Annotated in this window: 19 protein-coding genes; 14 read left to right on the forward strand and 5 right to left on the reverse strand. The window is 74.7% G+C overall.

Annotated elements, in window-relative coordinates; genetic code table 11:
* The first annotated feature begins 4 nt into the window (after positions 1 to 4).
* Positions 5 to 994 carry a TolB-like translocation protein gene (locus tag AC07GB_RS26195; protein ID WP_478849483.1) on the forward strand — a complete coding sequence of 330 codons (990 nt, stop codon included), beginning with the start codon at positions 5 to 7 and terminating at the stop codon, positions 992 to 994.
* A 63-nt stretch (positions 995 to 1,057) separates the two neighbouring features.
* On the opposite strand, the gene AC07GB_RS26200 is transcribed toward AC07GB_RS26195, so the two are convergent.
* Positions 1,058 to 1,834 (reverse strand): TetR/AcrR family transcriptional regulator, encoded by a 777-nt coding sequence (locus AC07GB_RS26200; RefSeq protein WP_478849484.1) that lies wholly within the window; start codon positions 1,832 to 1,834, stop codon positions 1,058 to 1,060.
* 128 nt (positions 1,835 to 1,962) lie between these two features.
* Between AC07GB_RS26200 and AC07GB_RS26205 the strand changes: the two genes are divergently transcribed.
* Positions 1,963 to 2,979, forward strand: coding sequence for an ATP-binding cassette domain-containing protein (locus tag AC07GB_RS26205; protein WP_478849486.1), 1,017 nt, complete (start codon positions 1,963 to 1,965; stop codon positions 2,977 to 2,979).
* On the forward strand, positions 2,976 to 3,839 hold the full coding sequence (locus AC07GB_RS26210; RefSeq protein ID WP_478849488.1) for an ABC transporter permease: 864 nt from the start codon (positions 2,976 to 2,978) through the stop codon (positions 3,837 to 3,839). The genes AC07GB_RS26205 and AC07GB_RS26210 overlap by 4 nt, the downstream gene beginning before the upstream one ends.
* A gap of 102 nt (positions 3,840 to 3,941) precedes the next feature.
* On the opposite strand, the gene serC is transcribed toward AC07GB_RS26210, so the two are convergent.
* A complete protein-coding gene (gene serC / locus AC07GB_RS26215; protein ID WP_478849490.1) occupies positions 3,942 to 5,060 on the reverse strand; it encodes a phosphoserine transaminase in 1,119 nt (372 codons plus the stop codon).
* 590 nt (positions 5,061 to 5,650) lie between these two features.
* Between serC and AC07GB_RS26220 the strand changes: the two genes are divergently transcribed.
* The 9 genes from AC07GB_RS26220 (at position 5,651) to AC07GB_RS26260 (ending at position 18,339) form a co-directional block, all read left to right on the forward strand.
* Positions 5,651 to 8,482 (forward strand): FAD-binding and (Fe-S)-binding domain-containing protein, encoded by a 2,832-nt coding sequence (locus AC07GB_RS26220; RefSeq protein ID WP_478849492.1) that lies wholly within the window; start codon positions 5,651 to 5,653, stop codon positions 8,480 to 8,482.
* A 147-nt stretch (positions 8,483 to 8,629) separates the two neighbouring features.
* The gene (locus AC07GB_RS26225; RefSeq protein ID WP_478849642.1) at positions 8,630 to 9,664 is read left to right on the forward strand and encodes an EamA family transporter; all 1,035 of its coding nucleotides are present in this window, start codon (positions 8,630 to 8,632) and stop codon (positions 9,662 to 9,664) included.
* A gap of 77 nt (positions 9,665 to 9,741) precedes the next feature.
* Positions 9,742 to 10,545, forward strand: a complete 804-nt coding sequence (locus tag AC07GB_RS26230) for a TIGR03084 family metal-binding protein (RefSeq protein ID WP_478849494.1) — start codon at positions 9,742 to 9,744, stop codon at positions 10,543 to 10,545.
* Entirely contained in the window at positions 10,542 to 12,245 is a 1,704-nt protein-coding gene (locus AC07GB_RS26235; protein ID WP_478849496.1) for an acyclic terpene utilization AtuA family protein, read from the forward strand. Before AC07GB_RS26230 ends, AC07GB_RS26235 begins: the two co-directional genes overlap by 4 nt.
* Positions 12,242 to 13,840 (forward strand): acyl-CoA carboxylase subunit beta, encoded by a 1,599-nt coding sequence (locus AC07GB_RS26240; RefSeq protein ID WP_478849498.1) that lies wholly within the window; start codon positions 12,242 to 12,244, stop codon positions 13,838 to 13,840. Before AC07GB_RS26235 ends, AC07GB_RS26240 begins: the two co-directional genes overlap by 4 nt.
* 12 nt (positions 13,841 to 13,852) lie before the next feature.
* The gene (locus AC07GB_RS26245) at positions 13,853 to 15,775 is read left to right on the forward strand and encodes an acetyl/propionyl/methylcrotonyl-CoA carboxylase subunit alpha (protein ID WP_478849644.1); all 1,923 of its coding nucleotides are present in this window, start codon (positions 13,853 to 13,855) and stop codon (positions 15,773 to 15,775) included.
* Positions 15,776 to 15,780: 5 nt separating this feature from the next.
* Entirely contained in the window at positions 15,781 to 16,947 is a 1,167-nt protein-coding gene (locus tag AC07GB_RS26250) for an acyl-CoA dehydrogenase family protein (protein WP_478849500.1), read from the forward strand.
* Positions 16,948 to 16,969: 22 nt separating this feature from the next.
* On the forward strand, positions 16,970 to 17,710 hold the full coding sequence (locus AC07GB_RS26255; RefSeq protein WP_478849502.1) for an enoyl-CoA hydratase family protein: 741 nt from the start codon (positions 16,970 to 16,972) through the stop codon (positions 17,708 to 17,710).
* Positions 17,698 to 18,339, forward strand: coding sequence for a TetR/AcrR family transcriptional regulator (locus AC07GB_RS26260; protein WP_478849504.1), 642 nt, complete (start codon positions 17,698 to 17,700; stop codon positions 18,337 to 18,339). The genes AC07GB_RS26255 and AC07GB_RS26260 overlap by 13 nt, the downstream gene beginning before the upstream one ends.
* Here AC07GB_RS26260 and AC07GB_RS26265 read toward each other — a convergent pair.
* Positions 18,329 to 19,429, reverse strand: coding sequence for a citrate synthase 2 (locus AC07GB_RS26265; protein WP_478849506.1), 1,101 nt, complete (start codon positions 19,427 to 19,429; stop codon positions 18,329 to 18,331). The genes AC07GB_RS26260 and AC07GB_RS26265 overlap by 11 nt on opposite strands.
* Before the next feature lie 327 nt (positions 19,430 to 19,756).
* On the opposite strand from AC07GB_RS26265, the gene pdxH reads away from it, so the two are divergent.
* The gene (gene pdxH / locus AC07GB_RS26270; RefSeq protein ID WP_478849646.1) at positions 19,757 to 20,398 is read left to right on the forward strand and encodes a pyridoxamine 5'-phosphate oxidase; all 642 of its coding nucleotides are present in this window, start codon (positions 19,757 to 19,759) and stop codon (positions 20,396 to 20,398) included.
* A 2,219-nt stretch (positions 20,399 to 22,617) separates the two neighbouring features.
* Here the strand turns inward: pdxH and AC07GB_RS26275 are convergent.
* Complete coding sequence (locus AC07GB_RS26275) at positions 22,618 to 23,481, reverse strand: alpha/beta fold hydrolase (protein ID WP_478849508.1); 864 nt, start codon at positions 23,479 to 23,481, stop codon at positions 22,618 to 22,620.
* A gap of 739 nt (positions 23,482 to 24,220) precedes the next feature.
* Positions 24,221 to 24,913 (reverse strand): iron-dependent transcriptional repressor DtxR, encoded by a 693-nt coding sequence (locus tag AC07GB_RS26280; RefSeq protein WP_030361523.1) that lies wholly within the window; start codon positions 24,911 to 24,913, stop codon positions 24,221 to 24,223.
* A 179-nt stretch (positions 24,914 to 25,092) separates the two neighbouring features.
* On the opposite strand from AC07GB_RS26280, the gene AC07GB_RS26285 reads away from it, so the two are divergent.
* Positions 25,093 to 25,884: an SIS domain-containing protein gene (locus tag AC07GB_RS26285; RefSeq protein WP_478849510.1), complete on the forward strand. Its 792-nt coding sequence runs from the start codon at positions 25,093 to 25,095 to the stop codon at positions 25,882 to 25,884.
* The last annotated feature ends 21 nt before the right edge of the window (positions 25,885 to 25,905 follow it).

The following is a 25,905-nucleotide window of genomic DNA, read 5'->3' on the forward strand; positions in this document are numbered from 1 at the left end:
GGCCATGCGTTCTTCGAGGGTGTGCGCGGCCGGGGCCGCGGCGGTGGTGGCTGCGGTCCTGGTGGCGTCCGGCGGCCCCGCCCTGGCCGCGGACGGGGCGGGCGACGACGGGTTCACCATCGAGGACCCGCGCATCACCGAGTCCAGCGGCCTGGTGGCATCGCGCGCCCACCCCGGCGTCTACTGGACGCACAACGACCAGGACAGCGGCGCCTACCTGTACGCCGTCGACAGCAGGACCGGCAAGACCGTCGCGCGGATCACCCTGACCGGAGTCGGCAAGCCGCGTGACGTCGAGGCCATCTCGATGGGCCCCGACGGCAGCCTGTACGTCGGGGACATCGGCGACAACCTCGGCGGCAAGTGGTCCTTCGTGTGGGTCTACAAGCTGCCCGAGCCCAAGGAGCTGAAGGACCAGTCCGTGCGGGCCACGCAGTACGTCGTGAAGTACGCCGACGGGCCGCGCGACGCCGAGGCGCTCATGGTCCACCCCAAGACGGGGCGGGTCTACATCGCCGACAAGAAGGAGGACGGCGGCTCCCTCTACGAGGGCCCGGCCCGCCTGTCCACCTCCGGCACCAACGTCTTCCGCCGCGTCGCGAGCACCGACCTGTGGGTCACCGACGGCGCCTTCTCGCCCGACGGCGAGCACCTCGCCCTGCGCGGCTACTTCGGCGGCGTCGCCTTCACCTGGCGCGACGGCGGCAGGATCAAGCGGGAGGGCCGCCTGAGCGTGCCGCTCCAGCGCCAGGGCGAGTCCGTGACGTACAGCCCCGACGGCAGCCATCTGATGTACGGCACGGAGGGCGAGCAGAGCGACGTCGAGGCCGTCGAGGTGAAGGGGGCCGGGGGCGGCTCGTCGTCGGGCGGCGGCTCCGGCGACGACGACGGAAGCGGTGGCTTCACCGGCGGCGCGACCAAGGGGGCGGTGGTCCTGGGCGCGGTGGTCCTGGCGGCCCTTGGCCTCAAGCGCCTGTTCCGGCGCGGCGGCTGAGGGGGCCCCGGGGGCCGGGGTCCGGCCGCGTGGTTCCCCGCGCGGCGCGTCGCTCGTCACCCGTCACTCGGCGGGGCGCCCCGCCGTGCGTGCGCGCTGCTCGACGAGGGTGTCGAGGCCGTCCAGGATCCGCTGGAGGCCGAACTCGAAGTGGTCGAAGTCCGAGCCGAACGCGTCTTCGGAGAGGCCCGCGACGAACGGATAGCGGCCGCTGGTCATGACCCGTCCGAGCACGGACTCCTGCTTCTCCCAGAAGGCCTTCTCGGAGAGCCCGGCGGCGTCGGCCTCCACCGACTGCGTGTGCATGCGCGCGACCCCGATGACGTACCCCTCGACCATGATCAGCACCGAGATCAGCTCCGGGTCCCGCAGGCCCATCGGCTTGATGCGGGACAGGACCTTCTCCAGGCCGCCGACGGCGCTCGGGCCGAGGACGGGCCGGGCCTGGTTGACCTGGAGCAGCCAGGGGTGCGCGCGGTGGCGCGCCAGGACCTCGCGGGCGTACGCCTCCACGCCCGCGCGCCAGCCGTCGGCGACGGTGACGGCGTCCTCGTCGTCGTCGGTGGGCGCCTGGACGTGGTTGAGCATCAGGTCGAGCAGCTCGGCCTTGCCCGGCAGATAGCGGTAGAGCGACATCGTGCCGGTGCCCAGCTCCTGGGACAGGCGGCGCATGGAGACGGCGGCGATGCCCTCCGCGTCGGCCAGCTCGACCGCGGCGGTGACGATCCGCTCGAGCGTCAGGGCCGGTCTGGGGCCCCGCGCGCGGCGCTCGCCCTCGCCCCAGAGCAGTTCGAGGCTGCGTGTGATGTCGCCGCTGCCGCTGGTCTCCGTGGTCGTCATGGATCTCACGATAAGCCCTTGGGCGGAAACTGGGTACGGTGTACTCTTCATTGGGTACGGTGTACTCGGAAGGGTCCGGCCAAGGCTCGACAAGGGCGTGACGAGGGGGAACGGATGGTGGAGCGGTGATGCGTGAGCAGACGCACGGGGGGCACGCACACGGGAAGCACCCGCGCGGGGAGTTCGCGGTGGCGGCCCGCGGCCTGGAGAAGCACTACCGGGACAAGAAGGCGCTGGACGGCTTCGACCTGACCGTCGCGCACGGCACGGTCCACGGCCTGCTCGGGCCGAACGGCGCGGGCAAGACCACGGCCGTGCGCATCCTGGCCACCCTGGTCCGCCCCGACGGCGGCCTCGCCACGGTCGGCGGCGCCGACGTCGTGCGCGACGCGGCCACCGTGCGCGGCCGCATCGGCCTGACGGGCCAGTACGCGGCCGTGGACGAGATCCTCACCGGCCGGCAGAACCTGGAGATGTTCGGCCGCCTCTTCCACCTCGGCCCGCGCAGGGCCGCGCGCCGCGCCCAGGAGCTGCTGGAGCGGTTCGGCCTCGAAGCCGCCGCCGACAAGGGCGCCGGGCAGTACAGCGGCGGCATGCGGCGCCGCCTGGACCTCGCCGCCTCGATGATCCTCGCGCCGTCCGTGCTCTTCCTCGACGAGCCGACCACCGGCCTCGACCCGCTCAGCCGCAGCGAGGTGTGGGACTCCGTACGGGACCTGGTGGCGGGCGGGACGACCGTCCTGCTCACCACGCAGTATCTGGAGGAGGCCGACCGCCTCGCGTCCCGCGTCACGGTCATCGACCAGGGCCGGGCCATCGCCGACGACACCCCCGACGGCCTGAAGGCCAAGGTCGGTGGCAGCCACCTGGAGGTCGTCGTCAGCGAGGCCGCCGACCTGCCCGCCGCGGTGAAGGCCGTGGCACGCGTCGCCGACGGCGAACCGGAGACGGTCGACGCCGAGCGCCGCGTGCGGGCCGCGGTCACCGACCGCGTGGGCGCCCTCGCCGACGTCGCCCGCGCCCTGCGGGACGAGGGCGTCGCCGTGGACGACGTGGGGCTGCGGCGGCCGAGCCTCGACGACGTGTTCCTGAAGCTGACGGGCGCCAAGAGCGCGGAGACCGCACGGACGGGGGCGGCGGCATGAGCGGCGTACTGACCCGGGACCTGGACCTGGACCTGAATCCGGACGCGGGGCCCGCGCGCGGCCGGGCCTACTGGGCCGTCGCCGACACCCTGAACATCGCCCGGCGCTATCTGACCCACTTCCAGCGCCAGCCCGTCCTCATCGCCTGGCAGCTGGGCTTCCCCATCATCAGCGTGCTCCTGTACGGATTCGTCTTCGGCGAGGCGATGAAGGTGCCCGGCGGCGAGGGCGGCTCCGGCGACTACCGCGACTTCCTGATGCCCGGCATGTTCGTGATGACGATGGCCTTCGGCTTCATGAACACCGCGATGGGCGTCGTCACCGACGCGTCCAAGGGCGTCATCGACCGCTTCCGCTCCATGCCGATGGCGCCCTCCGCCGTGGCCGCGGGGCGCGGGGTCGCCGACCTCGTGGTGGCCTGCGCCGAGCTGACGATCCTCGCGCTCACGGCCGTGGCCATCGGCTGGCGCCCCGACCAGGGCGTGGGTGACGCCGTGGCCGCCTTCGGCCTGCTGCTTCTCCTGCGCTTCAGCCTGATCTGGGTCGGCGTGTGGCTCGGCTTCGTCGTGCCGACCCCGGAGGCGGCGGGCGGCCTGTACGCGGTGGCCTTCCCGCTCACGATGGTCTCCAGCGTGTTCGTGGCGCCGTCCCTGATGCCCGACTGGCTCGGCCCCGTCGCCGCGTGGAACCCGGTGTCGTCCACGGGCACGGCCGCCCGGGAGCTGTTCGGCAACCCGGGCGCGGGCGGCACCAGCTGGGTCGAGCAGCACGCCGTCCTCATGTCGGTGGCGTGGCCGCTGGCCGTGACGGCGCTCTTCCTTCCGCTCGCGGTACGGAAGTTCAAGGCGCTGAGCCGGTGAGTCGCGGGGGACGCTGAAGGGGCGGGGACGGCGAAGGGCCCGGCGCGCTCGATGCGTGCCGGGCCCTTCGCCGCGTCTGGGTGCCGTGTGCCAAGCGTGCCGTTACAGCTTCTCGATCACGTGGTCCACGCAGCGCGTCAGCGCCTCGACGTCCGCCGGGTCGATCGCCGGGAACATCGCGACGCGCAGCTGGTTGCGGCCCAGCTTGCGGTACGGCTCCGTGTCCACGATGCCGTTCGCGCGCAGCGCCTTCGCGACCGCCGCCGCGTCGATCTCGTCGGCGAAGTCGATCGTGCCGATCACCTGCGAGCGCTTCGCCGGGTCCGTGACGAACGGCGTCGCGTACTTCGACTCCTCCGCCCAGCCGTACAAGGTGCGGGCGGAGGTGGCGGTGCGGCGCACCGCCCAGTCCAGGCCGCCCTGGCCGTTGATCCAGTCCAGCTGCTCGCCGAGCAGGAACAGCGTGGCCAGCGCGGGGGTGTTGTACGTCTGGTTCTTGAGCGAGTTGTCGATCGCCGTCGGCAGGCTGAAGAACTCCGGCACATGGCGGCCGCTCGCGTGCACGCGCTGCGCCCGCTCGATCGCGGCGGGGGAGAACGCGGCGATCCACAGGCCGCCGTCCGACGCGAACGACTTCTGCGGGGCGAAGTAGTACACGTCCGTCTCGGCGGTGTCGACCGGCAGGCCGCCCGCGCCCGACGTGGCGTCCACCAGGACGAGCGCGCCCTCGTCGGCGCCCGCCACCCGCGCGATCGGGGCGGCGACGCCGGTGGAGGTCTCGTTGTGCGTGAACGCGTAGACGTCCACGCCCTCTTCGGCCTCGGGGTCCGGGTGCGTGCCGGGGTCCGAGGAGATCACCGTCGGCTCCGCGAGCCACGGGGCCAGCTTGGCCGCCTTCGCGAACTTGGAGGAGAACTCGCCGAAGGAGAGGTGCTGCGACTTGTTCTCGATCAGCCCGTGCGTCGCGATGTCCCAGAACGCGGTGGAGCCGCCGTTGCCCAGGATCACCTCGTAGCCGTCCGGCAGCTGGAACAGCTCGCGCACGCCCTCGCGCACGCGGCCGACCAGGTTCTTCACCGGGGCCTGGCGGTGCGAGGTGCCGAGCAGGGAGGTGCCGGTGGCGGCCAGGGCGCTCAGCGCCTCCGGCCGCACCTTGGAGGGGCCCGCGCCGAAGCGTCCGTCGGTGGGCCTGATGTCTGCGGGGATCTCGATCTCAGCCACGCCGCGAGCCTATCCGGCCGCGGGGGCCCCGCGCGGGCCCCGTCCACCCCCCGAGACGCCCCGTCCCGCAGCCGCCGGGGCCCACCCGCGCCTGCCCGGCGCGTGGCTTCCCGACCCGGCGGGTTTTCCCACCCGCCCGCCCGAATCTCCCCTGCGTTGCGGGGCTGGGCCCCGGCGCTTCGTGCTGCGGCCCGGCGGCCGGCTTCCGCCGCTGCCGCGGCGGGTTTTCCCACCCGCCCGCCCGAATCTCCCCTGCGTTGCGGGGCTGGGCCCCGGCGCTTCGCGCTGCGGCCCGGCGGCCGGCTTCCGCCGCTACCGCGGCGGGTTTTCCCACCCGCCCGCCCGAATCTCCCCTGCGTTGCGGGGCTGGGCCCCCACACCCCGGGCGGGGGCGGGTGGTGGGTCCGGTCCGCGGCGCTCGCCCGCCCCGCTGTGGGCAGTCGTCCCGCAGGGCGAGTGGGGCATCCCCTGCTCGAGCGAAGCCGAGAGCTTGGGGAGGGGTGGGCACAGCGCCGAGGTGTCGTGCGGCCGTTCCGCAGGGGCCCGGCCGGGTCCGTTACCCGGGTGGCGGGTGGGGGCAGGCTCCGGGCATGGGTGAGGAGACGGAACTGGTGCGGGCGCTGCGTCGTGCGGTGCGCGGCGGCGTGGACGCGACGCCCACGGCGAGGGCCCTGGTCACCATGGACGCCTCCAACTACCGCAGGGTCCCCACGGCGGTGGTCGCCCCGCGCGACGCGGCGGACGTCGCCGCGGCCCTGGCCGTCTGCCGCGAGCACGGCGTGCCCGTGGTGGCCCGGGGCGGCGGCACCTCCATCGCGGGGCAGGCCACCGGCACGGGCGTGGTGCTCGACTTCACCGCGTACATGACGGAGATCGTGGACCTCGACCCGGAGGCCGGGACGGCCCGGGTCCAGCCGGGCGTGGTCCTGGACGCGCTCCGCGCCGCCGCGGCCCCGCACGGCCTCACCTTCGGCCCCGACCCGTCGACGCACAGCCGCTGCACCCTCGGCGGGATGATCGGCAACAACTCCTGCGGAGCGCACTCGGTGGCCTGGGGGACGACGGCGGACAACGTCAGGGAGCTGGCCGTAGTGCGGGGCGACGGCGCCGCCGTCACACTCGCCCCCGGCACCTGGGACGGCGCCCCCGAGGGGCTGCGCGCCCTCGTCGACACCCACCTCGCGCTCCTGCGGACGGGCTTCCCCGACCTGCCCCGGCGCATCTCCGGCTACGCCCTCGACGCCCTGCTCCCGGAGGGCGGCGGCCCCGACCTGACCCGCTTCTTCTGCGGCGCCGAGGGCACCGTCGGCCTGCTCACGGAGGCCACGGTCCGCCTGGTCGAGGCCCCGCGCGCCCGCGCGCTCGCGGTCCTGGGGTACGCCGACGAGAGCGCGGCGGCCCAGGCGGCCGCGGGACTGCTCCCGTACGGGCCGCTGACGGTCGAGGGCATGGCGGCGGATCTCGTACGGGACGCGGAGGGCCTGCCCAAGGGCGGCGCCTGGCTGTTCGTGGAGACCGGCGGCGACACCCCGGCGGAGGCGCGCGCGGGGGCCGCCGCGATCACGCGGGCGGCGGACTGCGGGGACGCGGTGGTGGTCACCGACGCGGCGGCGCAGCGCGGCCTGTGGCGCGTGCGCGAGGACGCGGCGGGCACGGCGACCCGGATGCCGGACGGCAGCGAGGCCTGGCCCGGCTGGGAGGACTGCGCGGTCCCGCCCACCCGCCTCGGCCCCTACCTCAAGGACTTCCGCGCCCTCCTCACCGAGCACGGCCTCCGCGGCACCCCGTACGGCCACTTCGGCGACGGCTGCATCCACGTCCGCATCGACTTCGACCTGCTCACGCCCCCCGGCGTGGCCCGCTTCCGGCGGTTCTCCGAGGACCTCGCGGACCTCGTCGTCGCGCACGGCGGCTCCCTGTCGGGCGAGCACGGCGACGGGCAGGCCCGCGCGGAGCTGCTGCCCCGGATGTACGGCCCTGATCTGGTGCGGCTCTTCGCTCGCGCCAAGGGCCTCTGGGACCCCGCGGGCCTGCTCAACCCGGGCATCCTGGTCCGCCCGGCCCCCCTCGACCACAACCTCCGCTTCGCCGTCCTGCCGCGCGAACCGGTGGGCCCGCCGGCCACGGCCTTCGCCTACCCGCACGACAACGGCGACTTCACCGCCGCCGTGCGCCGCTGCGTGGGCGTCGCCAAGTGCCGTACGCCGACGACGCCGACGCCTGCGGCGGGGGGCGGCGTCATGTGCCCGTCGTTCCGCGCGACCGGCGAGGAGCGGCACTCCACGCGCGGCCGCGCCCGCCTCCTGCACGAGATGCTCGCGGGCGAGGTGGTCACCGGCGGCTGGCGCTCGACGGAGGTGCGGGACGCGCTCGACCTGTGCCTGTCCTGCAAGGGCTGTGCGTCCGACTGCCCGGTGGGCGTGGACATGGCCACGTACAAGGCGGAGTTCCTGCACCACCACTACGCGGGCCGGCCGCGGCCCGCCGCGCACTACGCCCTCGGCTGGCTGCCGCGCTGGCTGCGCGCCGTCGCGGCCACGCGCACCGCGCGCCTCGTCAACGCCCTGGCGGCGCTGCCCCCGCTCGCGGCCCTGGCCAAGCGCCTGGGCGGTATCGAGCCGCGCCGCGCGCTGCCGCGGGTGGCTCCTCGTACGTTCCGCCGCTGGTGGCGCGGGCGGCAGGGCGCGGGAGGCGCGGGGCGGGCGGTGGTGCTGTGGCCGGACACGTTCACCGACCACTTCGCGCCCGCCGTGGGGCAGGCGGCCGTACGCGTCCTGGAGGCTGCGGGCCTGACCGTCCACGTCCCCCCGCAGGACGTGTGCTGCGGTCTGACGTACGTCTCCACGGGCCAGCTCGACCGGGCCCGTGCCGTGCAGCGGCGCACCCTCGCCCGGATGCACCCGGTCCTGGAGGCGGGCACCCCGGTCGTCGTCCTGGAGCCGAGCTGCGCGGCGGCCCTGAAGACGGACCTGGTGGACCTCGCGGGCGAGTCTCGCGACTTCCCGCACGCGCGCCTGCTCGCCGACTCCGTCCGCACCTTCGCCGAGGCCCTGGAGGAGTACGCCCCCGACTGGCGGCCCCCGCGCCTGGACCGGCCCGTGGCGGGCCAGACCCACTGCCACCAGCACGCGGTCCTGGGCGACGCCGCCGACCGGAGGCTGCGCGAGAAGGCGGGCCTGACGGGCGCCCTGAGCGGCGGCTGCTGCGGTCTCGCGGGGAACTTCGGCTTCGAGAAGGGCCACTGGGAGGTGTCGAAGGCCTGCGCCGACGAGCAGCTCCTGCCGTCGGTGGCCGCGGCGGGCCCCGGTGCCGCGATCCTGGCGGACGGGTTCTCCTGCCGTACGCAGCTGGAGCAGCTGGCGGGGGTGCGCGGACGCCATCTGGCAGAGGTCCTCGCGGAGGCCCTGGACGACGAGGTCTGACGGCACGGCCCGGGATCCGCAGGCTGCGCAACACCTTCGACATCCCCGGCGTAGTCCATTACCTTGTACGTGCGAGTGCAGAAAGATGGACTGTGAGGCGGGCTCGGCGTGAACGTATCGCGGACGGACGGGGCGGTGGAGGCGGCCGTGGCCGCCCCCGTCACGGTGGGGCAGCCGGAGACGGCGGGCGCGGCCGGGGCCGCGCCCGGGGGCGCGCCCGGGGACGGCGGGGCGCGCCGGGCCGCGCTCGGACCCGTCGGGCTCGTGCTCGCGGGCTGCGTGTCCGTGCAGTTCGGCGGGGCCGTCGCCGTCAGCCTGATGCCCCGCGCGGGCGCGCTCGGCGTGGTGACGCTGCGGCTGTTCTTCGCCGCGGTGATCCTCCTCGTCGTGTGCAGGCCGCGCGTCCGCGGGCACTCGCGCGCCGACTGGGGCACGGTCCTGGCCTTCGGCGCCACCGTCGCCGCCATGAACGGCCTCTTCTACCAGGCCGTCGCCCGCATCCCGCTCGGCCCGGCCGTCACCCTCGAAGTGCTCGGCCCGCTCGCGCTCTCCGTCCTCGCCTCCCGCCGCCTGGTGAACGTGGTCTGGGCCGGGCTCGCCCTCTGCGGCGTCTTCCTGCTCGGCGGGGGCGGCGGCTTCGACGGCCTCGACCGCGTCGGCGTGGCCTACGCGCTCGCCGCGGGGGCCGCCTGGGCGGTGTACATCGTCTTCAGCGCCCGCACCGGCCGCCGCTTCCCCCAGGCCGACGGCCTCGCCCTGGCCATGGCCGTCGGCGCCGTGCTCGCCCTCCCGTTCGGCATCGTGGAGTCCGGCTCGAAGCTCACCGTGCCCAGCACCCTGGGCCTCGCGGCGGCCGTCGCCGTGATGTCCTCCGTGCTGCCCTACACCCTCGAACTCCTCGCCCTCAGACGCCTGCCCGCGTCCACCTTCGCGGTCATGATGAGCCTGGAACCGGCCATAGCGGCCGTCGCCGGCTTCCTCATCCTCAACCAGGACCTGACCCTCACCGAGGGCCTGGCCATCACCCTGGTCATCGCAGCAAGCATGGGCGCGGTGCGGACACAGGTGGGGCGGGGGCGGGCGAAGGGCATCCCGGAGGAGGTCAAGAACGGGGCCGGGCAGGCGGGTTCGGCTCCGGCGCAGGTCCCGGCCGGCGAGGGCAAGGCGCCTCCGGGAAAATAATCCAAGCACGCTTGATTGTTTCTCCGGGCACTGCCATGCTCCCAGGGCACACCGCCGTGCCCTGAGGGGAGCGCACCGTGTCCGATGCCCGCGCCGTCATCGGCGTACTCGACGATCTGCGTGATGAGAGCGACGAACTCGACTGCCTCGTCGGTGACTTGGAGCCCGGGCGGTGGGCCCTGCCCACGCCCGCGCCCGGCTGGACCGTCGCCCATCAGATCGCGCACCTCGCCTGGACCGACCGGGCCGCGCTGCTCGCCGCGACCGACGCCGAGGCGTTCGCCGGGGAGGCTGCCGCCGCGCTTCGGGCGCCGGACACCTTCGTCGACGACGGTGCCCGCGAGGGCGCGGCGCAGCCGCCCGCCGTACTCCTCAAGAGCTGGCGCACCGGCCGCGACGCGCTCCAGCGGGCCCTGCGCGCGGCCCCCGCCGGGGCTCGCTTCCCCTGGTACGGGCCGCCGATGTCGCCCGCGTCCGTCGCCACCGCGCGGATCATGGAGACCTGGGCCCACGGCCAGGACGTCGCCGACGCGCTGGGCGTGACCCGCGCCCCCACGGCCCGGCTCCGGCACGTCGCCCGGATCGGGGTGCGGGCGCGGGACTACGCGTACGCCGTTCGCGGCCTTGACGCCCCGGGCGAGGAGTTCCGCGTCGAACTCGCCGCGCCTGACGGCTCGTCGTGGACGTACGGGCCCGAGGACGCGGCCCAGCGCGTCACCGGGCCCGCGCTCGACTTCTGCCTCCTGGTCACCCGGCGCGCCCACCGCGGCGACCTCGCCCTGCGCGCCGATGGCGCCGACGCCGACCGCTGGCTGGACATCGCCCAGGCGTTCGCCGGACCGCCCGGCGCGGGGCGCGCGCCGAAGGGCGGGCGGCGGTGACGGCCCCCGGGCCCCTGCGCGTCGGCAACGCCTCCGGCTTCTACGGCGACCGCTTCGACGCCGTGCGGGAGATGCTCACCGGCGGCCCCCTCCACGTCCTGACCGGCGACTACCTCGCCGAGCTGACCATGCTCATCCTCGGCCGCGACCGCCTCAAGGACCCCGACCTCGGCTACGCCAAGACCTTCCTGAAGCAGATGGAGGAGTGCCTGGGCGAGGCCCACGACCGGGGCGTGCGCATCGTCACCAACGCGGGCGGCCTGAACCCGGCCGGGCTCGCCAAGGCCCTGCGCGCGGCGGCGGCCCGCTTCGGCCTGCCCACGCGCGTGGCGCACGTGGAGGGCGACGACCTGGGCGCCCGCTTCCCCGGAGCCCTGACCGCCCACGCCTACCTCGGCGGCTTCGGCATCGCCGAGGCCCTGCGCGCGGGCGCCGACGTCGTGGTGACGGGGCGGGTCACCGACGCCGCCCTCGTCACCGGGCCCGCCGCCGCCCACTTCGGCTGGGTCCCGGACGCGTACGACGCGCTCGCGGGCGCCGTCGTCGCCGGGCACGTCCTGGAGTGCGGCACCCAGGCCACCGGCGGCAACTACGCGTTCTTCACCGAGCACGACCCCGCCGCGCTGCGCCGCCCCGGCTTCCCGCTCGCCGAGGTCCACGCCGACGGCTCCAGCGTCATCACCAAGCACGACGGCACCGGCGGCTTCGTGGACGTCGGCACGGTCACCGCGCAGCTCCTCTACGAGACCTCAGGCGCCCGGTACGCGGGCCCCGACGTCACCGCGCGCCTGGACTCCGTACGGCTGCGGCAGGACGGGCCCGACCGCGTCCGCGTCGAGGGCGTCACCGGCGAGCCCCCGCCCCCCGCCCTCAAGGTCGGCCTGAGCCGCCTGGGCGGGTACCGCAACGAGGTCGTGTTCGTCCTCACCGGGCTCGACGTCGACGCCAAGGCCGAGCTGGTCCGCGCCCAGGTCGAGGACGCCCTCGGCAGCGTCAAGTCCCGCCCGGCCGAGGTCCGCTGGGAGCTGGCCCGCACCGACCACCGCGACGCCGCCACCGAGGAGAGCGCGAGCGCGCTGCTGCGGCTCGTCGTCCGCGACCCCGACGCGGCGGCGGTGGGCCGCGCCCTCAGCGGCGCCACCGTGGAGCTGGCCCTCGGCAGCTACCCGGGCTTCCACGTCACGGCCCCGCCCGGCAAGGGCACGCCGTACGGGGTGTTCGAGGCGGCGTACGTCCCCGCGGGCACCGTACGGCACGTGGCGGTCCTCCCGGACGGACGGCGCGTGGACATACCGGCGGCGGCCGTGACCCGCGCCCTGGCGGACGCCGAACCGCCGCCGCTGCCCGCGCCGTTGGCGTACGAAGGACCGACCCGCAGGGTCCCGCTCGGGTACGTGGCGGGCGCCCGCAGCGGCGACAAGGGCGGCGACGCGAACGTGGGGGTGTGGGCGCGCACCGACGACGCCTGGCGCTGGCTGGCCCACCGGCTGACCGCCGACGCGTTCAAGGAGCTGATCCCCGAGAGCGGGCCCCTGGAGGTCACCCGGCACCTCCTGCCGAACCTCCGCGCCCTCAACTTCACCGTCCACGGCATCCTCGGCGAGGGTGTCGCCTCGCGGTCCCGCTTCGACCCCCAGGCGAAGGGCCTCGCCGAATGGCTGCGGTCCCGGTACCTGGACATACCGGAGGTGCTCCTGTGACCGTCCTCGCGTCCGCGCTCGACACCGCGAGCCCCGAGTACGCCGCCCACCGCGAGGCCATGCTCGCCAAGCTCGCCGAACTCGACGCCGAGCAGGCCAAGGCCCTGGAGGGCGGCGGCGAGAAGTACGTGCGGCGCCACCGCGGGCGCGGCAAGCTCCTCGCCCGGGAGCGGATCGAGCTGCTCCTCGACCCGGACACGCCCTTCCTGGAGCTGTCGCCGCTCGCGGCCTGGGGCAGCGAGTACCCCGTCGGCGCGTCCATGGTGACCGGCATCGGCGTCGTCGAGGGCGTCGAGTGCCTCATCACCGCCAACGACCCGACCGTGCGCGGCGGCGCCAGCAACCCCTGGACGCTGAAGAAGGCCTTCCGCGCCCACGAGATCGGGCAGGCGAACCGGCTCCCCTCGATCCACCTCGTGGAGTCCGGCGGCGCGGACCTGCCCTCGCAGAAGGACATCTTCATCCCGGGCGGCGCCCTTTTCAAACACCTCACGCAGGCCTCGGCTGCGGGCGTCCCGACGATCGCCGTGGTCTTCGGCAACTCCACCGCGGGCGGCGCGTACGTCCCCGGCATGTGCGACCACGTGATCATGGTCAAGGAGCGTGCGAAGGTGTTCCTCGGCGGCCCGCCCCTGGTGAAGATGGCCACCGGCGAGGAGAGCGACGACGAGTCCCTCGGCGGCGCCGAGATGCACGCCCGCACCTCCGGCCTCGCCGACCACCTCGCGCAGGACGAGCACGACGCGCTGCGCCAGGCCCGCCGGGTCGTGGCCCGCCTCAACTGGCGCAAGGCGTACGCCGATCCGCCGCCCGCCGAAGCCCCGAAGTACGACCCCGACGAACTCCTCGGCGTCGTCCCCGGCGACCTGCGCACCCCCTTCGACCCGCGCGAGGTCGTCGCCAGGATCGTCGACGGCTCCGACTTCGACGAGTTCAAGCCCCTGTACGGGACCTCGCTCACCACCGGCTGGGCGCGCCTGCACGGCTATCCCGTGGGGATCCTCGCCAACGCCCAGGGCGTGCTGTTCTCCGCGGAGTCGCAGAAGGCCGCGCAGTTCATCCAGCTCGCCAACCAGCGCGACATCCCGCTGCTCTTCCTGCACAACACCACCGGCTATATGGTCGGCAAGGAGTACGAGCAGGGCGGCATCATCAAACACGGCTCGATGATGATCAACGCGGTGTCCAACTCGCGGGTCCCGCACCTGTCCGTCCTCATGGGCGCCTCGTACGGAGCCGGGCACTACGGCATGTGCGGCCGTGCCTACGACCCCCGCTTCCTCTTCGCCTGGCCCAGCGCCAAGTCCGCCGTCATGGGCCCGCAGCAGCTCGCGGGCGTTCTGTCGATCGTGGCCCGGCAGTCGGCGGCGGCGAAGGGGCAGCCCTATGACGATGAGGCCGACACGGCCCTGCGCGCCATGGTGGAGCAGCAGATCGAGGCGGAGTCCCTGCCGATGTTCCTCTCCGGGCGGCTCTACGACGACGGCGTGATCGACCCGCGCGACACCCGCACCGTCCTCGGCATCTGCCTGTCGGCCCTGCACACAGCCCCCTACGAAGGCGCGCGCGGCGGCTTCGGCGTCTTCCGCATGTGAGAGGCGATGCCCGTGATATCGAAGCTGCTCGTGGCCAACCGGGGCGAGATCGCCGTCCGGGTCTTCCGCACCTGCCGGGAGCTGGGCGTCGCCACCGTCGCCGTGTACTCCGACGCCGACGCCGGCGCCCTGCACGTCCGCGCGGCCGACGAGGCCGTACGCCTGCCCGGCGCGGCACCGGCCGACACCTATCTGCGCGGCGACCTGCTCGTCGCCGCGGCCGGGGCGACGGGCGCCGACGCGGTCCACCCCGGCTACGGCTTCCTGTCCGAGAACGCCGCGTTCGCCCGCGCGGTCACCGATGCCGGGCTCACCTGGGTCGGGCCGCCCCCGCAGGCCATCGAGGCCATGGCCTCCAAGACCCGCGCCAAGGAGCTGATGGGGCTCGCGCCGCTGTCCCCCGAGGACGTCACCGAGGCGGACCTGCCGGTCCTGGTGAAGGCGGCGGCCGGCGGCGGCGGCCGCGGCATGCGCGTCGTACGCGAACTCCACCACCTGACAAGCGAGTTGGCGGCAGCGCGGGCCGAGGCCGCGAGCGCCTTCGGGGACGGCGAGGTGTTCGTCGAGCCGTACGTGGAGGGCGGGCGGCACGTGGAGGTGCAGCTCGTCGCCGACGCGCACGGCACCGTGTGGCCGCTCGGGACGCGCGACTGCTCGCTCCAGCGCCGCCACCAGAAGGTCATCGAGGAGGCCCCGGCGCCCGGCCTTCCCGACACGCTCGTCGAGCGCCTGCACGCCCTCGCCACGCGCGCGGCCACCAAGGTCGGCTACCGGGGCGCGGGCACCGTCGAGTTCCTCGTCGCCGCCGACGGCACCCCGCACTTCTTGGAGATGAACACCCGCCTCCAGGTCGAGCACCCGGTCACCGAGGAGGTGTGCGGCCTGGACCTGGTCGCCCTCCAGCTCCGCGTCGCCGAGGGCCATGCCCTGGAGGGGCCGCACCCGCCCCGGCCCGTCGGGCACGCCGTGGAGGCCCGCCTGTACGCGGAGGACCCGGCGGCCGGCTGGGCCCCGCAGACCGGCACCCTGCACCGCCTCGCCGTACCCGACGGGGTGCGCCTGGATGCGGGGTACGCGGACGGCGACCAGGTCGGCGTGCACTACGACGCCATGCTCGCGAAGGTCGTCGCGCACGCGCCCACGCGCGCCGAGGCCGTCCGCAAGCTCGCCGGCGCCCTGGAGCGGACCGTCGTCCACGGGCCCGTCACCAACCGGGAGCTGCTCGTCCGCTCGCTGCGGCACCCCGAGTTCACCGCCGCCCGCATGGACACGTCGTTCTACGACCGGCACCTGCCCGATCTGACCACGGCCGACGCGGGCCCGCAGGTCCGCCACGCCCCGCTGGCCGCCGCCCTCGCCGACTCCTGCGGCCGCTCCCGCTTCGGCGGCTTCCGCACCCTGCGCTCGCAGCCGCAGGTGAAGCGGTACCGCCGCGTGGCCGACGGCACCGAGCACGAGGTGCGCTACACCCACACCAGGGACGGCCTGCGGGCCGAGGGCGTCCGCGTCCTCACCGTGGCCCCCGAGCGGGTCGCCCTCGAAATCGACGGCGTACGACGGGAGTTCACGGTCTCGCGCTACGACGACACCGGCCGGGTTTACGTCGGCAACGTGGCCCTGGTGGCGCTGCCCCCGCTCCCGGAGCCGACCGTCCGGCAGGAGCCCGGCTCGCTGCTCGCGCCCATGCCGGGAACCGTCGTCCGGCTGGCCGAGGGGCTCGCCGAGGGCGCCGAGGTCACCGCGGGGCAGCCGCTGATCTGGCTGGAGGCCATGAAGATGGAGCACCGCGTCACCGCCCCCGCGTCCGGCACGCTGACCGCGCTGCACGCGGAGCCGGGCCGGCAGGTGGAGGTGGGCGCGCTCCTCGCCGTCGTACAGGAAGTCGTACAGGGACAGGAAGCAGAGCACACGTCTCGGGAGGAAGTCTCAGCATGACCGGCATGAGCACAGTCCTGGAATCCGAGGAACACACCGCGCTGCGCGCCGCCGTCGCCGCGCTCGGCCGCCGCTACGGCCGCGACTACCTGACCCGCGTCGTGAACGAGGGCGCCCACCCCGACGAGCTGTGGGCGGACGCCGCCAAGCTGGGCTACCTCGGTGTGAACCTGCCGGAGGAGTACGGCGGCGGGGGCGGCGGCATCGGCGAACTCTCCATCGTCCTGGAGGAGTTGGGTGCGGCGGGCTGCCCCCTGCTCATGCTGGTGGTCTCCCCGGCGATCTGCGGCACGGTCATCGCCCGCTTCGGCACCGACGAGCAGAAGCGCGCCTGGCTCCCCGGCCTCGCCGACGGCAGCCGCACCATGGCGTTCGGCATCACCGAGCCGGACGCGGGTTCCAACTCGCACCGCATCACGACGACCGCCCGCAAGGACCCCCGGACCGGCGACTGGCTCCTGACCGGCCGCAAGGTGTTCATCTCGGGCGTCGACATCGCGGACGCCACCCTCGTCGTGGGCCGCACGGAGGACGCCCGCACCGGGAACCTGAAGCCGTGCCTGTTCATCGTGGACCGGGACGCGCCGGGCTTCGAGCGGCGGCCCATCCCCATGGAACTCAAGGCGGCGGAGAAGCAGTTCGAGCTGGTCCTCGACGACGTACGGCTGCCCGCGGGCGCGCTCGTCGGCGACGAGGACGCGGGCCTCCTCCAGCTCTTCGCGGGCCTCAACCCCGAGCGGATCATGACGGCCGCGTTCGCGCTCGGCATGGGCCGCTACGCCCTCGCCCGCGCGGTGGAGTACGCGAAGGACCGCACCGTGTGGAAGATCCCCATCGGCGCGCACCAGGCGATCGCCCACCCCCTCGCGCAGTGCCACATCGACCTGGAGCTGGCGGGCCTGATGACGCGCAAGGCCGCGCAGCTGTACGACGGCGGGGACGACGTGGCGGCGGGTGAGGCCGCGAACATGGCGAAGCTCGCCGCCGCCGACGCCTGCGTGAAGTCCGTCGACCAGGCCGTGCACACGCTCGGCGGCAACGGCCTGACGGCGGAGTTCGGCCTGGCCTCGCTGATCGTCGCGTCCCGGGTGGCCCGGGTCGCCCCGGTGAGCCGCGAGATGATCCTGAACTACGTCTCGCACCAGACCCTGGGCCTGCCCAAGTCCTACTGATCCCCGGCGAAGGGAAGCGCCCATGACCGTGGTGACCGTCTCAAAGCCCGAACGGGGCGTCGTGACCCTCACCCTCGACTCGCCCGCCAACCGCAACGCGCTCTCCGCCGACCTGGTCGCCGAGCTGGCGGCCGCCCTGGAGCGGACCCGGGCGGACGACGGGGTGCGGGCCGTGGTCCTCACGCACACGGGCTCGACCTTCTGCTCGGGCGCGGACCTGCGGCAGCCGCCCGACCCTGCGGCGTTCGTGGCGCTGATGCGGGGGATCCTGACCCTGCCCAAGCCCGTGGTGGCGCGGGTGCGCGGGCACGTGCGGGCGGGCGGCCTCGGCCTGGTGGCCGCCTGCGACATGGCGGTCGCGGGCGGTCCGGAGTCTTCGTTCGCCCTGACCGAGGTGCGCATCGGAGTCGTCCCCGCGGTGATCTCGATACCGCTCCTCGCCTGCCTGGACGCGCGGGCCGCCGGCCGCTACTTCCTCACCGGCGAGCGCTTCGACGCGGCGGAGGCGGCCCGCATCGGCCTGGTCACCGCGTACGACGACGACGTCGACGCGGCCCTCGCGCCCGTCCTGCGAGGGCTGCGCGAGGCGGCTCCCGGGGCACTCGCGGACACGAAGAAACTCCTCACGGCTAAGGTTCTGACCGCATTCGACGAGGAGTCGGACGCCGTCATCACCCTGTCCGCGCGCCGGTTCCGCTCGGCCGAGGCACAGGAGGGCATGGCGGCGTTCCTGGAACGACGGGAGCGCCCATGGGTGCTGTGACGGAGGCCGACCGCTCACCCAAGCAGGATCGCAGCCGGGCCACCCGGCAGCGGCTCCTGGAGGCGGCCGTGGCGTGCCTGGCCGAACACGGCTGGACCGGCTCGACGGTCACCGTCGTGTCCGAGCGCGCCGGGGTGTCCCGGGGCGCGGCCCAGCACCACTTCCCGACCCGCGAGGACCTCTTCACGGCCGCCGTGGAGTACGTCGCCGAGCAGCGGTCGGCCGCGCTGCGCGGCCTGTTCCCCGAGGGGACCCGGGCCGCCGACCGGGCCGCGGTCGTCCGCGCCCTCGTCGACCTCTACACCGGCCCGTTGTTCCGCGCGGCCCTCCAGCTGTGGGTGGCCGCGTCCAACGAGCCGCAGCTGGGGCCGCGCGTCGCCGAGCTGGAGGCCCGCGTGGGCCGCGAGACGCACCGCATAGCCGTGGACCTCCTCGCCGTCGACGAGGCCAGGCCCGGGGCCCGCGAGACCGTCCAGGGCCTCCTCGACATGGCCCGCGGCCTCGGCCTCGCCAACCTCCTCACGGACGACGCCCCGCGCCGCGACCGGGTGGTCCACCAGTGGAGCCACCTGGTCGCGGGGGCCCTTGAGCAGCCCGCGCGGGGCGCCCGCGAGGGGCTCAGCCCGTGATGTCGGCGTAGCCCTCGATGTCACGCGGGCTGCGCGCCGCGGGCCCGACGTACCGGGCGGAGGGCCGCACGAGCCGCCCCGTCCGCTTCTGCTCCAGGATGTGCGCCGACCATCCCGCCGTACGCGCGCACGTGAACATGGACGTGAACATGTGCGCCGGCACCTCGGCGAAGTCCAGGACGATCGCCGCCCAGAACTCCACGTTCGTGGCAAGCACCCGGTCGGGCCGCCGCGCGTGCAGCTCGTCGAGCGCCGCCTTCTCCAGGGCCTCGGCCACCTCGAAGCGCGGCGCGCCCAGCTCCCGCGCGGTCCGCCGCAGGACCCGCGCCCGCGGGTCCTCGGCCCGGTACACCCGGTGCCCGAAGCCCATGAGCCGCTCGCCGCGGTCGAGGGCCTGTTTCACGTACGCCACGGCGTCGCCGCTGCGCTCGATCTCCTCGATCATGCCGAGCACCCGGGACGGCGCGCCCCCGTGCAGCGGGCCCGACATGGCCCCGACGGCCCCGGAGAGCGCGGCCGCGACGTCGGCGCCGGTGGAGGCGATGACCCGCGCGGTGAACGTGGACGCGTTCATGCCGTGCTCCGCCGCGGACGTCCAGTACGCGTCGACGGCCTGGACGTGCCGCGGGTCGGGCTCTCCGCGCCAGCGCCGCATGAACCGCTCGACGACGGTCTCGGCCTTGTCGATCTCCCGCTGCGGCACCATCGGCAGGCCCTGCCCGCGCGCGGACTGGGCGACGTACGACAGGGCCATCACGGCGGCCCGCGCGAGGTCGTCACGGGCCTGTGCCTCGTCGATGTCGAGCAGCGGCCGCAGGCCCCACACGGGGGCGAGCATGGCGAGCGCGGACTGCACGTCGACGCGGATGTCACCGGAGTGGACGGGGATCGGGAACGGCTCCGCGGGCGGCAGGCCCGGGTTGAACGCGCCGTCGACGAGCAGACCCCACACGTTGCCGAAGGAGACGTCACCGACCAGGTCCTCGATGTCGACGCCCCGGTAACGCAGGGCACCGCCCTCCTTGTCCGGTTCGGCGATCTCCGTCTCGAACGCGACGACTCCTTCAAGTCCGGGTACGAAGTCGGACATCAGGCGGCTCCTCATGATGTGGACGAGATGTGTACGACAGAGGCGTGTGACCAGTGGTCCCGCGATGCTCTGGGGTAACCCGGTGATGCCCCGCGCGGCCGGAGGTCACCCAACCGGGACGGTTTCGGCACGATAACCCTTGGTGCCACCCTCCGCGATGGACTGCGGCACTCAGTGCCACACATCACCTCATGGAGGGGCGCGCGGAGGGCCGCGCGCCCGCCGACTGCCGCTTCGTGCCCCGGCATTCGTATACGGCAAGATGACCGCGTGACCGAGTCCCGCGCAACCGCCTCCGAGTCCGCAGCAGCCGTAGACCTGGCCGCCATGCGTGCGCAGTACCTCACCGACGGCATCGCCGAGGCCGACTTCCCCGACGAGCCGTTCCAGCAGTTCGCGCGCTGGTTCCAGCAGGCGGCCGCGGAGGCGGCGGACCCGGCGGGGGTGCTCGCCGAGTCGAACGCGATGGTCGTGTCCACGGTCGACGCCGAGGGCCGGCCCAGCTCCCGCACGGTGCTCCTGAAGGGCTTCGACGAGCGCGGCTTCGTCTTCTTCACCAACTACGAGTCCCGCAAGGCCCGGGACATCGCGGGCAACGCGCACGTGTCGCTGCTCTTCCCCTGGCATCCGATGAGCCGTCAGGTGATCGTGACCGGGACGGCGGAGCGCACCGGGCGCGAGGAGACCGTCCGCTACTTCCGCAGCCGGCCGCACGGTTCCCAGCTCGGCGCCTGGGCCAGCGCGCAGTCCTCCGTGATCGGCTCCCGCGCCGAACTCGACGCGGCGTACGCGGAGTTGGCCGCGCGCTACCCCGAGGGCGAGCAGGTGCCCGCGCCGCCGCACTGGGGCGGGTTCCGGGTCCGCCCCTCGACGGTCGAGTTCTGGCAGGGCCGGTCCAACCGGCTCCACGACCGCCTGCGCTACTCCCAGGAAAACGGAACCTGGACACTCCACCGCCTCAGCCCCTGACCCTCGGCCCCGGGTCCCTGGGGCGGGCCTGGACTGCGCGGTGTTGCTTGGGGGTGGGGTTTGCTGCGGGGCCGCGCGGTGCTGCCTGGAGTTGGGCTTTGCTGCGGGGGCTGCGTGGTGTTGCTTGGGGTTGGGCTTTGCTGCGGGGGCTGCGTGGTGTTGCTTGGGGTTGGGCTTTGCTGCGGGGGCTGCGCGGTGTTGCCTGGGGTTGCGCTTTGCTGCGTGGTGCTGCCTGGGGCCGTGCTTCGCTGCGGGGATTGCGCCGTGCTGCCTGGGGCTGCGCCGCCCTGGGCCCCCGCTTCGGCCCGGGTGCCCTCCGTGCCACGGGGCGGTCCCACCACCCGCCCCCACCCGAGGGCAGGGCCTACGGGCCCCGGCAGAGCCCCAGCATCGACGCCGGCCCGGCGAAGCCGGGAAGCGTGACCGGGGCGCCTCCCGTGCCACGGTCCAGTCCCACCTACCCGCCCCCACCCTGGGCAGGGGGTACGGCCCCGGCCGTGCCCACGTGGCGAAGCCGGGAAGCAGGGCCTGGGCGCCTTCCGTGCCACGGTCCAGTCCCACCTACCCGCCCTGGGCTGGGGCTCCGGCCCCCGCCGTGCCCAGGCGGCGAAGCCGGGAAGCCCGGCCCGGGCTCCGCCGCGTCAGGGGACAGTCCCACCACCCGCCCTCACCCGGGGGCAGGGCCTACGGGCCCCCGGCAGAGCCCCAGCTTCGACGCCAGCTCGGCGAAGCCGGGTAGCGCGGCCCGGGCGCCTCCCGCGCCACGGGACAGACCCACCCGCCCGCCCCCACCCTGGGCAGGAGGTACGGCCCCTGCCGTGCCCAGGCGGCGAAGCCGGGAAGCCCGGCCCGGGCTCCGCCGCGTCAGGGGACAGTCCCACCACCCGCCCTCACCCGGGGGCAGGGCCTACGGGCCCCCGGCAGAGCCCCAGCTTCGACGCCAGCTCGGCGAAGCCGGGTAGCGCGGCCCGGGCGCCTCCCGCGCCACGGGACAGACCCACCCGCCCGCCCCCACCCTGGGCAGGAGGTACGGCCCCTGCCGTGCCCAGGCGGCGAAGCCGGGAAGCCCGGCCCGGGCTCCGCCGCGTCAGGGGACAGTCCCACCACCCGCCCCCACCCGGGGGCAGGGCCTACGGGCCCCCGGCAGAGCCCCAGCATCGACGCCAGCTCGGCGAAGCCGGGAAGCGCGGCCCGGGCGCCTCCCGCGCCACGGGACAGACCCGCCCGCCCGCCCCCACCCTGGGCTGGGGCCCCGCCGTGCCCACGCGGCGAAGCCGGGTAGCGCGGCCCGGGCGCCTCCCGCGCCACGGGACAGACCCACCCGCCCGCCCCCACCCTGGGCTGGGGGTGCGGCCCCCGCCGTGCCCAGGCGGCGAAGCCGGGTAGCGCGGCCTGGGCGCCCTCCACGCGACGGGACGGTCCCACCCCCCGCCCCCACCCTGGACAGGGCCCATGAAGCACCCAGTCGCAAGCGCTCCGCGTCGGGGCCAACCCGGCAAAGCAGGGGAGATTCGGGTGGGCGGGTGGGAGAACCCGCCGCGGTAGCGGCGGCACCACCCACCCAGCCGCACGATCCCGAACCGCCAGGAGAGGCCCCACTCGGCCGGGGGCCCGGGGCACCCCGCCGCAAGCGCCACGCCCCGAGCCCGGGCAGGCGAAGCCAGGGCGGAAAACCCGCCGCGGTAGCGGTGGTATCACCCACCCGGCGGCAAGCGCCACGCGCCGGGCCAGCCAGGCGAAGGCCGAGGCGTCACGGGCGGGCGGGTGGGGGAACACCGCCCAGCCGGGGGCGAGCGTCACGCGTCGGGCCCGGGCAGGCAAGGCCGAGGCGTCACGGGCGGGCGGGTGGGGGAACACCGCCCAGCCGGGGGCGAGCGTCACGCGTCGGGCCCGGGCAGGCAAGGCCGTGGCGTCACGGGCGGGTGGGTGGGAGAAGGCCGCCCACCCGGCGGCAAGCGCCATGCGTCGGGCCCGGGCAGGCAAGGCCGAGGCGTCACGGGCGGGTGGGTGGGAGAAGGCCGCCCACCCGGCGGCAAGCGCCACGCGCCGGGCCCAGGCAGGCAAGGGTCGAGGCCGTCACGGGCGGGTGGGTGGGGGAAAACACCGCCCAGCCGACGGCAAGCGCTCCGCTCGGCCCCAGGAAGCCACCAGCCACCAAGCCCCGCAGCTCGCGCAGGCGAGGCCGGGGCGCCCGGGCCGGGGCCCGGAGGGCGGCGGGCCTAGCCGGCGGGGAGGAGGCTGTCCAGGAAGGGCTCGATGGCCTCGCGCCAGCCCGACGGCCGGTCGTAGTGGACGAGGTGCCCCGCATCGGCCACCTCCGCATAGACCCCTCGCGGCAGCACCCGCACCATCTCCTGAGCCTCCGCCCGCCCCAGCTCCCCGTCGAGCCCGCGGACGACGAGGGCGGGGCACCGGACCTGCACCAGCTCCTCCCAGTGGGCGTCGTACACCCACGTCTCGCGGGACTTGAGCATCTGCGCGGGGTCGAAGACGGGCCGCCAGCCGTCCGGGCCCTCGGCCATGACCTCGGCGAAGAAGGCACCTCGCGAGGGGTTGGGCCGCTCCACCCAGGGGTCGTCCTCGCCGAACCACTTGCGGACGTCCGCGAGCGTCGCGAACGGCACCGGCCAGGACTTGAACCAGGCCTCCCACTCCCGCTGCGAGGCCGCGCCGAGGGCGGAGGCCCGCATGTCGCAGATGATCAGGCCGCGGACGAGGTCGGGGCGGCGCGCGGCGAGCTGCCAGGCGGTGAGGGCGCCCATGGAGTGGCCGATGAGCACGGCGGGGGAGAGGGCGAGCTGCTCGAGGGCGGCCTCGGCGTCGTCGACGTACGCCTCGCGGGTGTACGGGCCGTCGGCGGGCTTCTCGCTGCGGCCGTGGCCGCGCTGGTCGATGGCGACCGCGCGGTGCCGCTCGGAGAGCCAGCGGGCGGTGCCCGCCCAGTGCGAGGCCCGGCCCATCAGCCCGTGCAGTAACAGCACGCCGCCCCGCCGCTCCGCCTCCCCGGATTTGGGAGGGTCGGCGTACTCCCAGGCCGCGAGGCTCACGCCACCCGCTCCGGTCACGTCGATGCGCCGCACCATGGTCCCAGGCACCCCCCTTGGTTCCGCTCGGGTTCTCAGCTCACGCACCCCGGCACGCTATCGAACTATCATTCGAAAGCGGCCGTCTTGCCGCCAACACCCCTCGTTCGGGTGACCATGCTCAAGGATTGACCGCCGTCGCCGAGGGGAGATCTTCATCGGGAGGCGGGCCGCTCGGGGAGACCGGCCCGAGGGGGATGACCCTGAGCGCTCGGGGCTCTGGGTCAGCACAGGGGAGGACAGGCCCCGGCGCCGCGAGGTGCCGGGGCCCTCTGCTGTCCGGACGCCGCGCACCGCGCAGGCGCCGCGGCCGGGCCGCCGGGGGCGCGAGCGGCGCACGCGGGGCAGCGGGCGCGCGTGGCGTGCCCGCCGCGCACCGGCCGCCCGCCGCCGCGCACTTCGGACGTACGAGCCCTGCCGCGGGTCTCCGGGGCGCCCGGGGCCATGCCCCGCGTACCCCTGTTCACCAGCCGGGCACATCGTCTGTCCCCTCTCCGGCCGTACGGTCAGGACCCGGTGGCCACTCGGCCAAGTCCCGGCACCGGCACGGTCAAGAGCCCTCAAGTCATATGCCTCTCGCGACAGCGTCGCACGCAAATCGTCCCGGCGCTGCGATTCGGCACACTGAATCTTGGACTCCGGCACGTCTCCGGTCACGTCTCCGGCCCGCCTCAAGTGCCGCTGTGGTAACGGCCGTCGACACCCGTGCCGAGGCGGGCCGGAGCCCGGTGCGCCGGTCTCAGCGCTTGGCGACGAAGACGTGCGAGGCCACGTCCGCCGCCAGCTCCGCGGCTTCGCCGCTGCTGCCGACGAGCACACCGCCCGCCGACTCCGTCACGCTCACCACGGAACCGGGCTGCACGCCCGCGCGCCGCAGCGTGTACATCAGCTGCGCGTCCGTCTGGATCGGCTCGCCGATGCGGCGCACCACGACCGTCTTGCCGTCCGTGCCCGGGTCGAGGTCGATGAGGGAGACCATTCCCTCGTCCAGGAACGGGTCGGCGCCGTCCTTCTCGCCCAGCTCTTCGAGGCCCGGGATCGGATTGCCGTACGGCGACTCGGTGGGGTGGCGGAGCAGCTCCAGGACGCGGCGCTCGACCGCCTCGCTCATCACGTGCTCCCAGCGGCAGGCCTCGGCGTGCACCTGCTCCCACTCCAGGCCGATCACGTCGACCAGGAGGCACTCGGCGAGGCGGTGCTTGCGCATGACGCGCGTGGCCAGGCGGCGGCCCTCCTCGGTCAGCTCCAGGTGCCGGTCGCTCGCGACGGCCACCAGGCCGTCGCGCTCCATCCGCGCCACGGTCTGGCTCACCGTCGGGCCGCTCTGGTCGAGCCGCTCGGCGATGCGGGCGCGCATGGGGACGACACCCTCCTCCTCCAATTCGAGGATGGTGCGCAGGTACATCTCAGTGGTGTCAATAAGCCCCGACATGGGTCGCCCCTCAGAATTCGCTCGTGCGCTGGCCCTGCCCTCAATTCTGACCCATACCACCGACAACTGGGCCGCGCCGGGTGAAGAGGCGCTGTGAGCCCGTATTGACAGGGCGCTGGTTCAGACCGCACCGTGATCCGCGACACGACGGGACGCGGCGGGACGAAGGGGTTTCGCGGATGACCAACGGTACGCGGGACGGCGGCGCGGAAGGACCCGGTGATGCCGGGCTCGCCGGGCGGTACCTGGACGCCGCGATCGGGCTCCTGGAGCGGGTGCGCGACGAGGAGGCCGCCGCGATCACCGCCGCGGGCGAGCTGATCGCCGACGCCGTCGCCGCCGACGGGCGCCTCTTCGCCTTCGGCGCCGGGCACTCCTCGCTGGCCGCGCAGGACGTCGTCTACCGCGCGGGCGGGCTCGCCCTGATGAACCTGCTGTCCGTGCCGGGCGTCGTCGGCGTCGACGTCATGCCCGCGACCCTCGGCTCCGCCCTGGAGCGGGTGGACGGCCTCGCGGGCGCCGTCCTCGACTCCAGCCCGGTGCGGCCCGGCGACGTCCTCGTGATCATCTCCCTGTCCGGGCGGAACTCCCTGCCCGTCGAGATGGCCGTGAACGCCCGCGCGCTCGGCCTGAAGGTCATCGGCGTGACCTCGGTGGCGTACGCGCGGGAGACGAAGGCGCGGCACGCCTCCGGCACCTTCCTGAAGGACCACTGCGACGTCGTGCTCGACTCGAAGATCGCCGTCGGCGACGCGGAGCTGACCCTGGACTCCGTGGATGCGCCCTTCGGACCCGCCTCCACGATAGTCGCCAGCGCGTTGATGCAGGCCATGATGGCCACGGCGGCCGCGGGGCTCGCGGGGCGAGGGATTCAGCCCCCGTTGCTCCGCTCGGGGAACGTGGACGGGGGCCACGACTGGAACGGCCGCGTCTTCCAGGAGTACGGCGACCGGATCTTCTACCGCCACTGACCCCCCGGGCCGCAGCCGCCG

This window comes from Streptomyces sp. NPDC045778 (genome assembly GCF_056431945.1).

Excerpts from the sequence above, each read along its gene's own strand:
- AC07GB_RS26195 (WP_478849483.1), top strand. The coding sequence starts at position 5 with ATGCGTTCTTCGAGGGTGTGCGCGGCCGGGGCCGCGGCGGTGGTGGCT.
- AC07GB_RS26205 (WP_478849486.1), top strand. The coding sequence starts at position 1,963 with ATGCGTGAGCAGACGCACGGGGGGCACGCACACGGGAAGCACCCGCGC.
- AC07GB_RS26250 (WP_478849500.1), top strand. The coding sequence starts at position 15,781 with ATGAGCACAGTCCTGGAATCCGAGGAACACACCGCGCTGCGCGCCGCC.
- AC07GB_RS26210 (WP_478849488.1), top strand. The coding sequence starts at position 2,976 with ATGAGCGGCGTACTGACCCGGGACCTGGACCTGGACCTGAATCCGGAC.
- AC07GB_RS26220 (WP_478849492.1), top strand. The coding sequence starts at position 5,651 with ATGGGTGAGGAGACGGAACTGGTGCGGGCGCTGCGTCGTGCGGTGCGC.
- AC07GB_RS26280 (WP_030361523.1), bottom strand. The coding sequence starts at position 24,913 with ATGTCGGGGCTTATTGACACCACTGAGATGTACCTGCGCACCATCCTC.
- AC07GB_RS26265 (WP_478849506.1), bottom strand. The coding sequence starts at position 19,429 with ATGTCCGACTTCGTACCCGGACTTGAAGGAGTCGTCGCGTTCGAGACG.
- AC07GB_RS26255 (WP_478849502.1), top strand. The coding sequence starts at position 16,970 with ATGACCGTGGTGACCGTCTCAAAGCCCGAACGGGGCGTCGTGACCCTC.
- pdxH (WP_478849646.1), top strand. The coding sequence starts at position 19,757 with ATGCGTGCGCAGTACCTCACCGACGGCATCGCCGAGGCCGACTTCCCC.
- AC07GB_RS26260 (WP_478849504.1), top strand. The coding sequence starts at position 17,698 with ATGGGTGCTGTGACGGAGGCCGACCGCTCACCCAAGCAGGATCGCAGC.
- AC07GB_RS26200 (WP_478849484.1), bottom strand. The coding sequence starts at position 1,834 with ATGACGACCACGGAGACCAGCGGCAGCGGCGACATCACACGCAGCCTC.
- AC07GB_RS26285 (WP_478849510.1), top strand. The coding sequence starts at position 25,093 with ATGACCAACGGTACGCGGGACGGCGGCGCGGAAGGACCCGGTGATGCC.
- AC07GB_RS26275 (WP_478849508.1), bottom strand. The coding sequence starts at position 23,481 with ATGGTGCGGCGCATCGACGTGACCGGAGCGGGTGGCGTGAGCCTCGCG.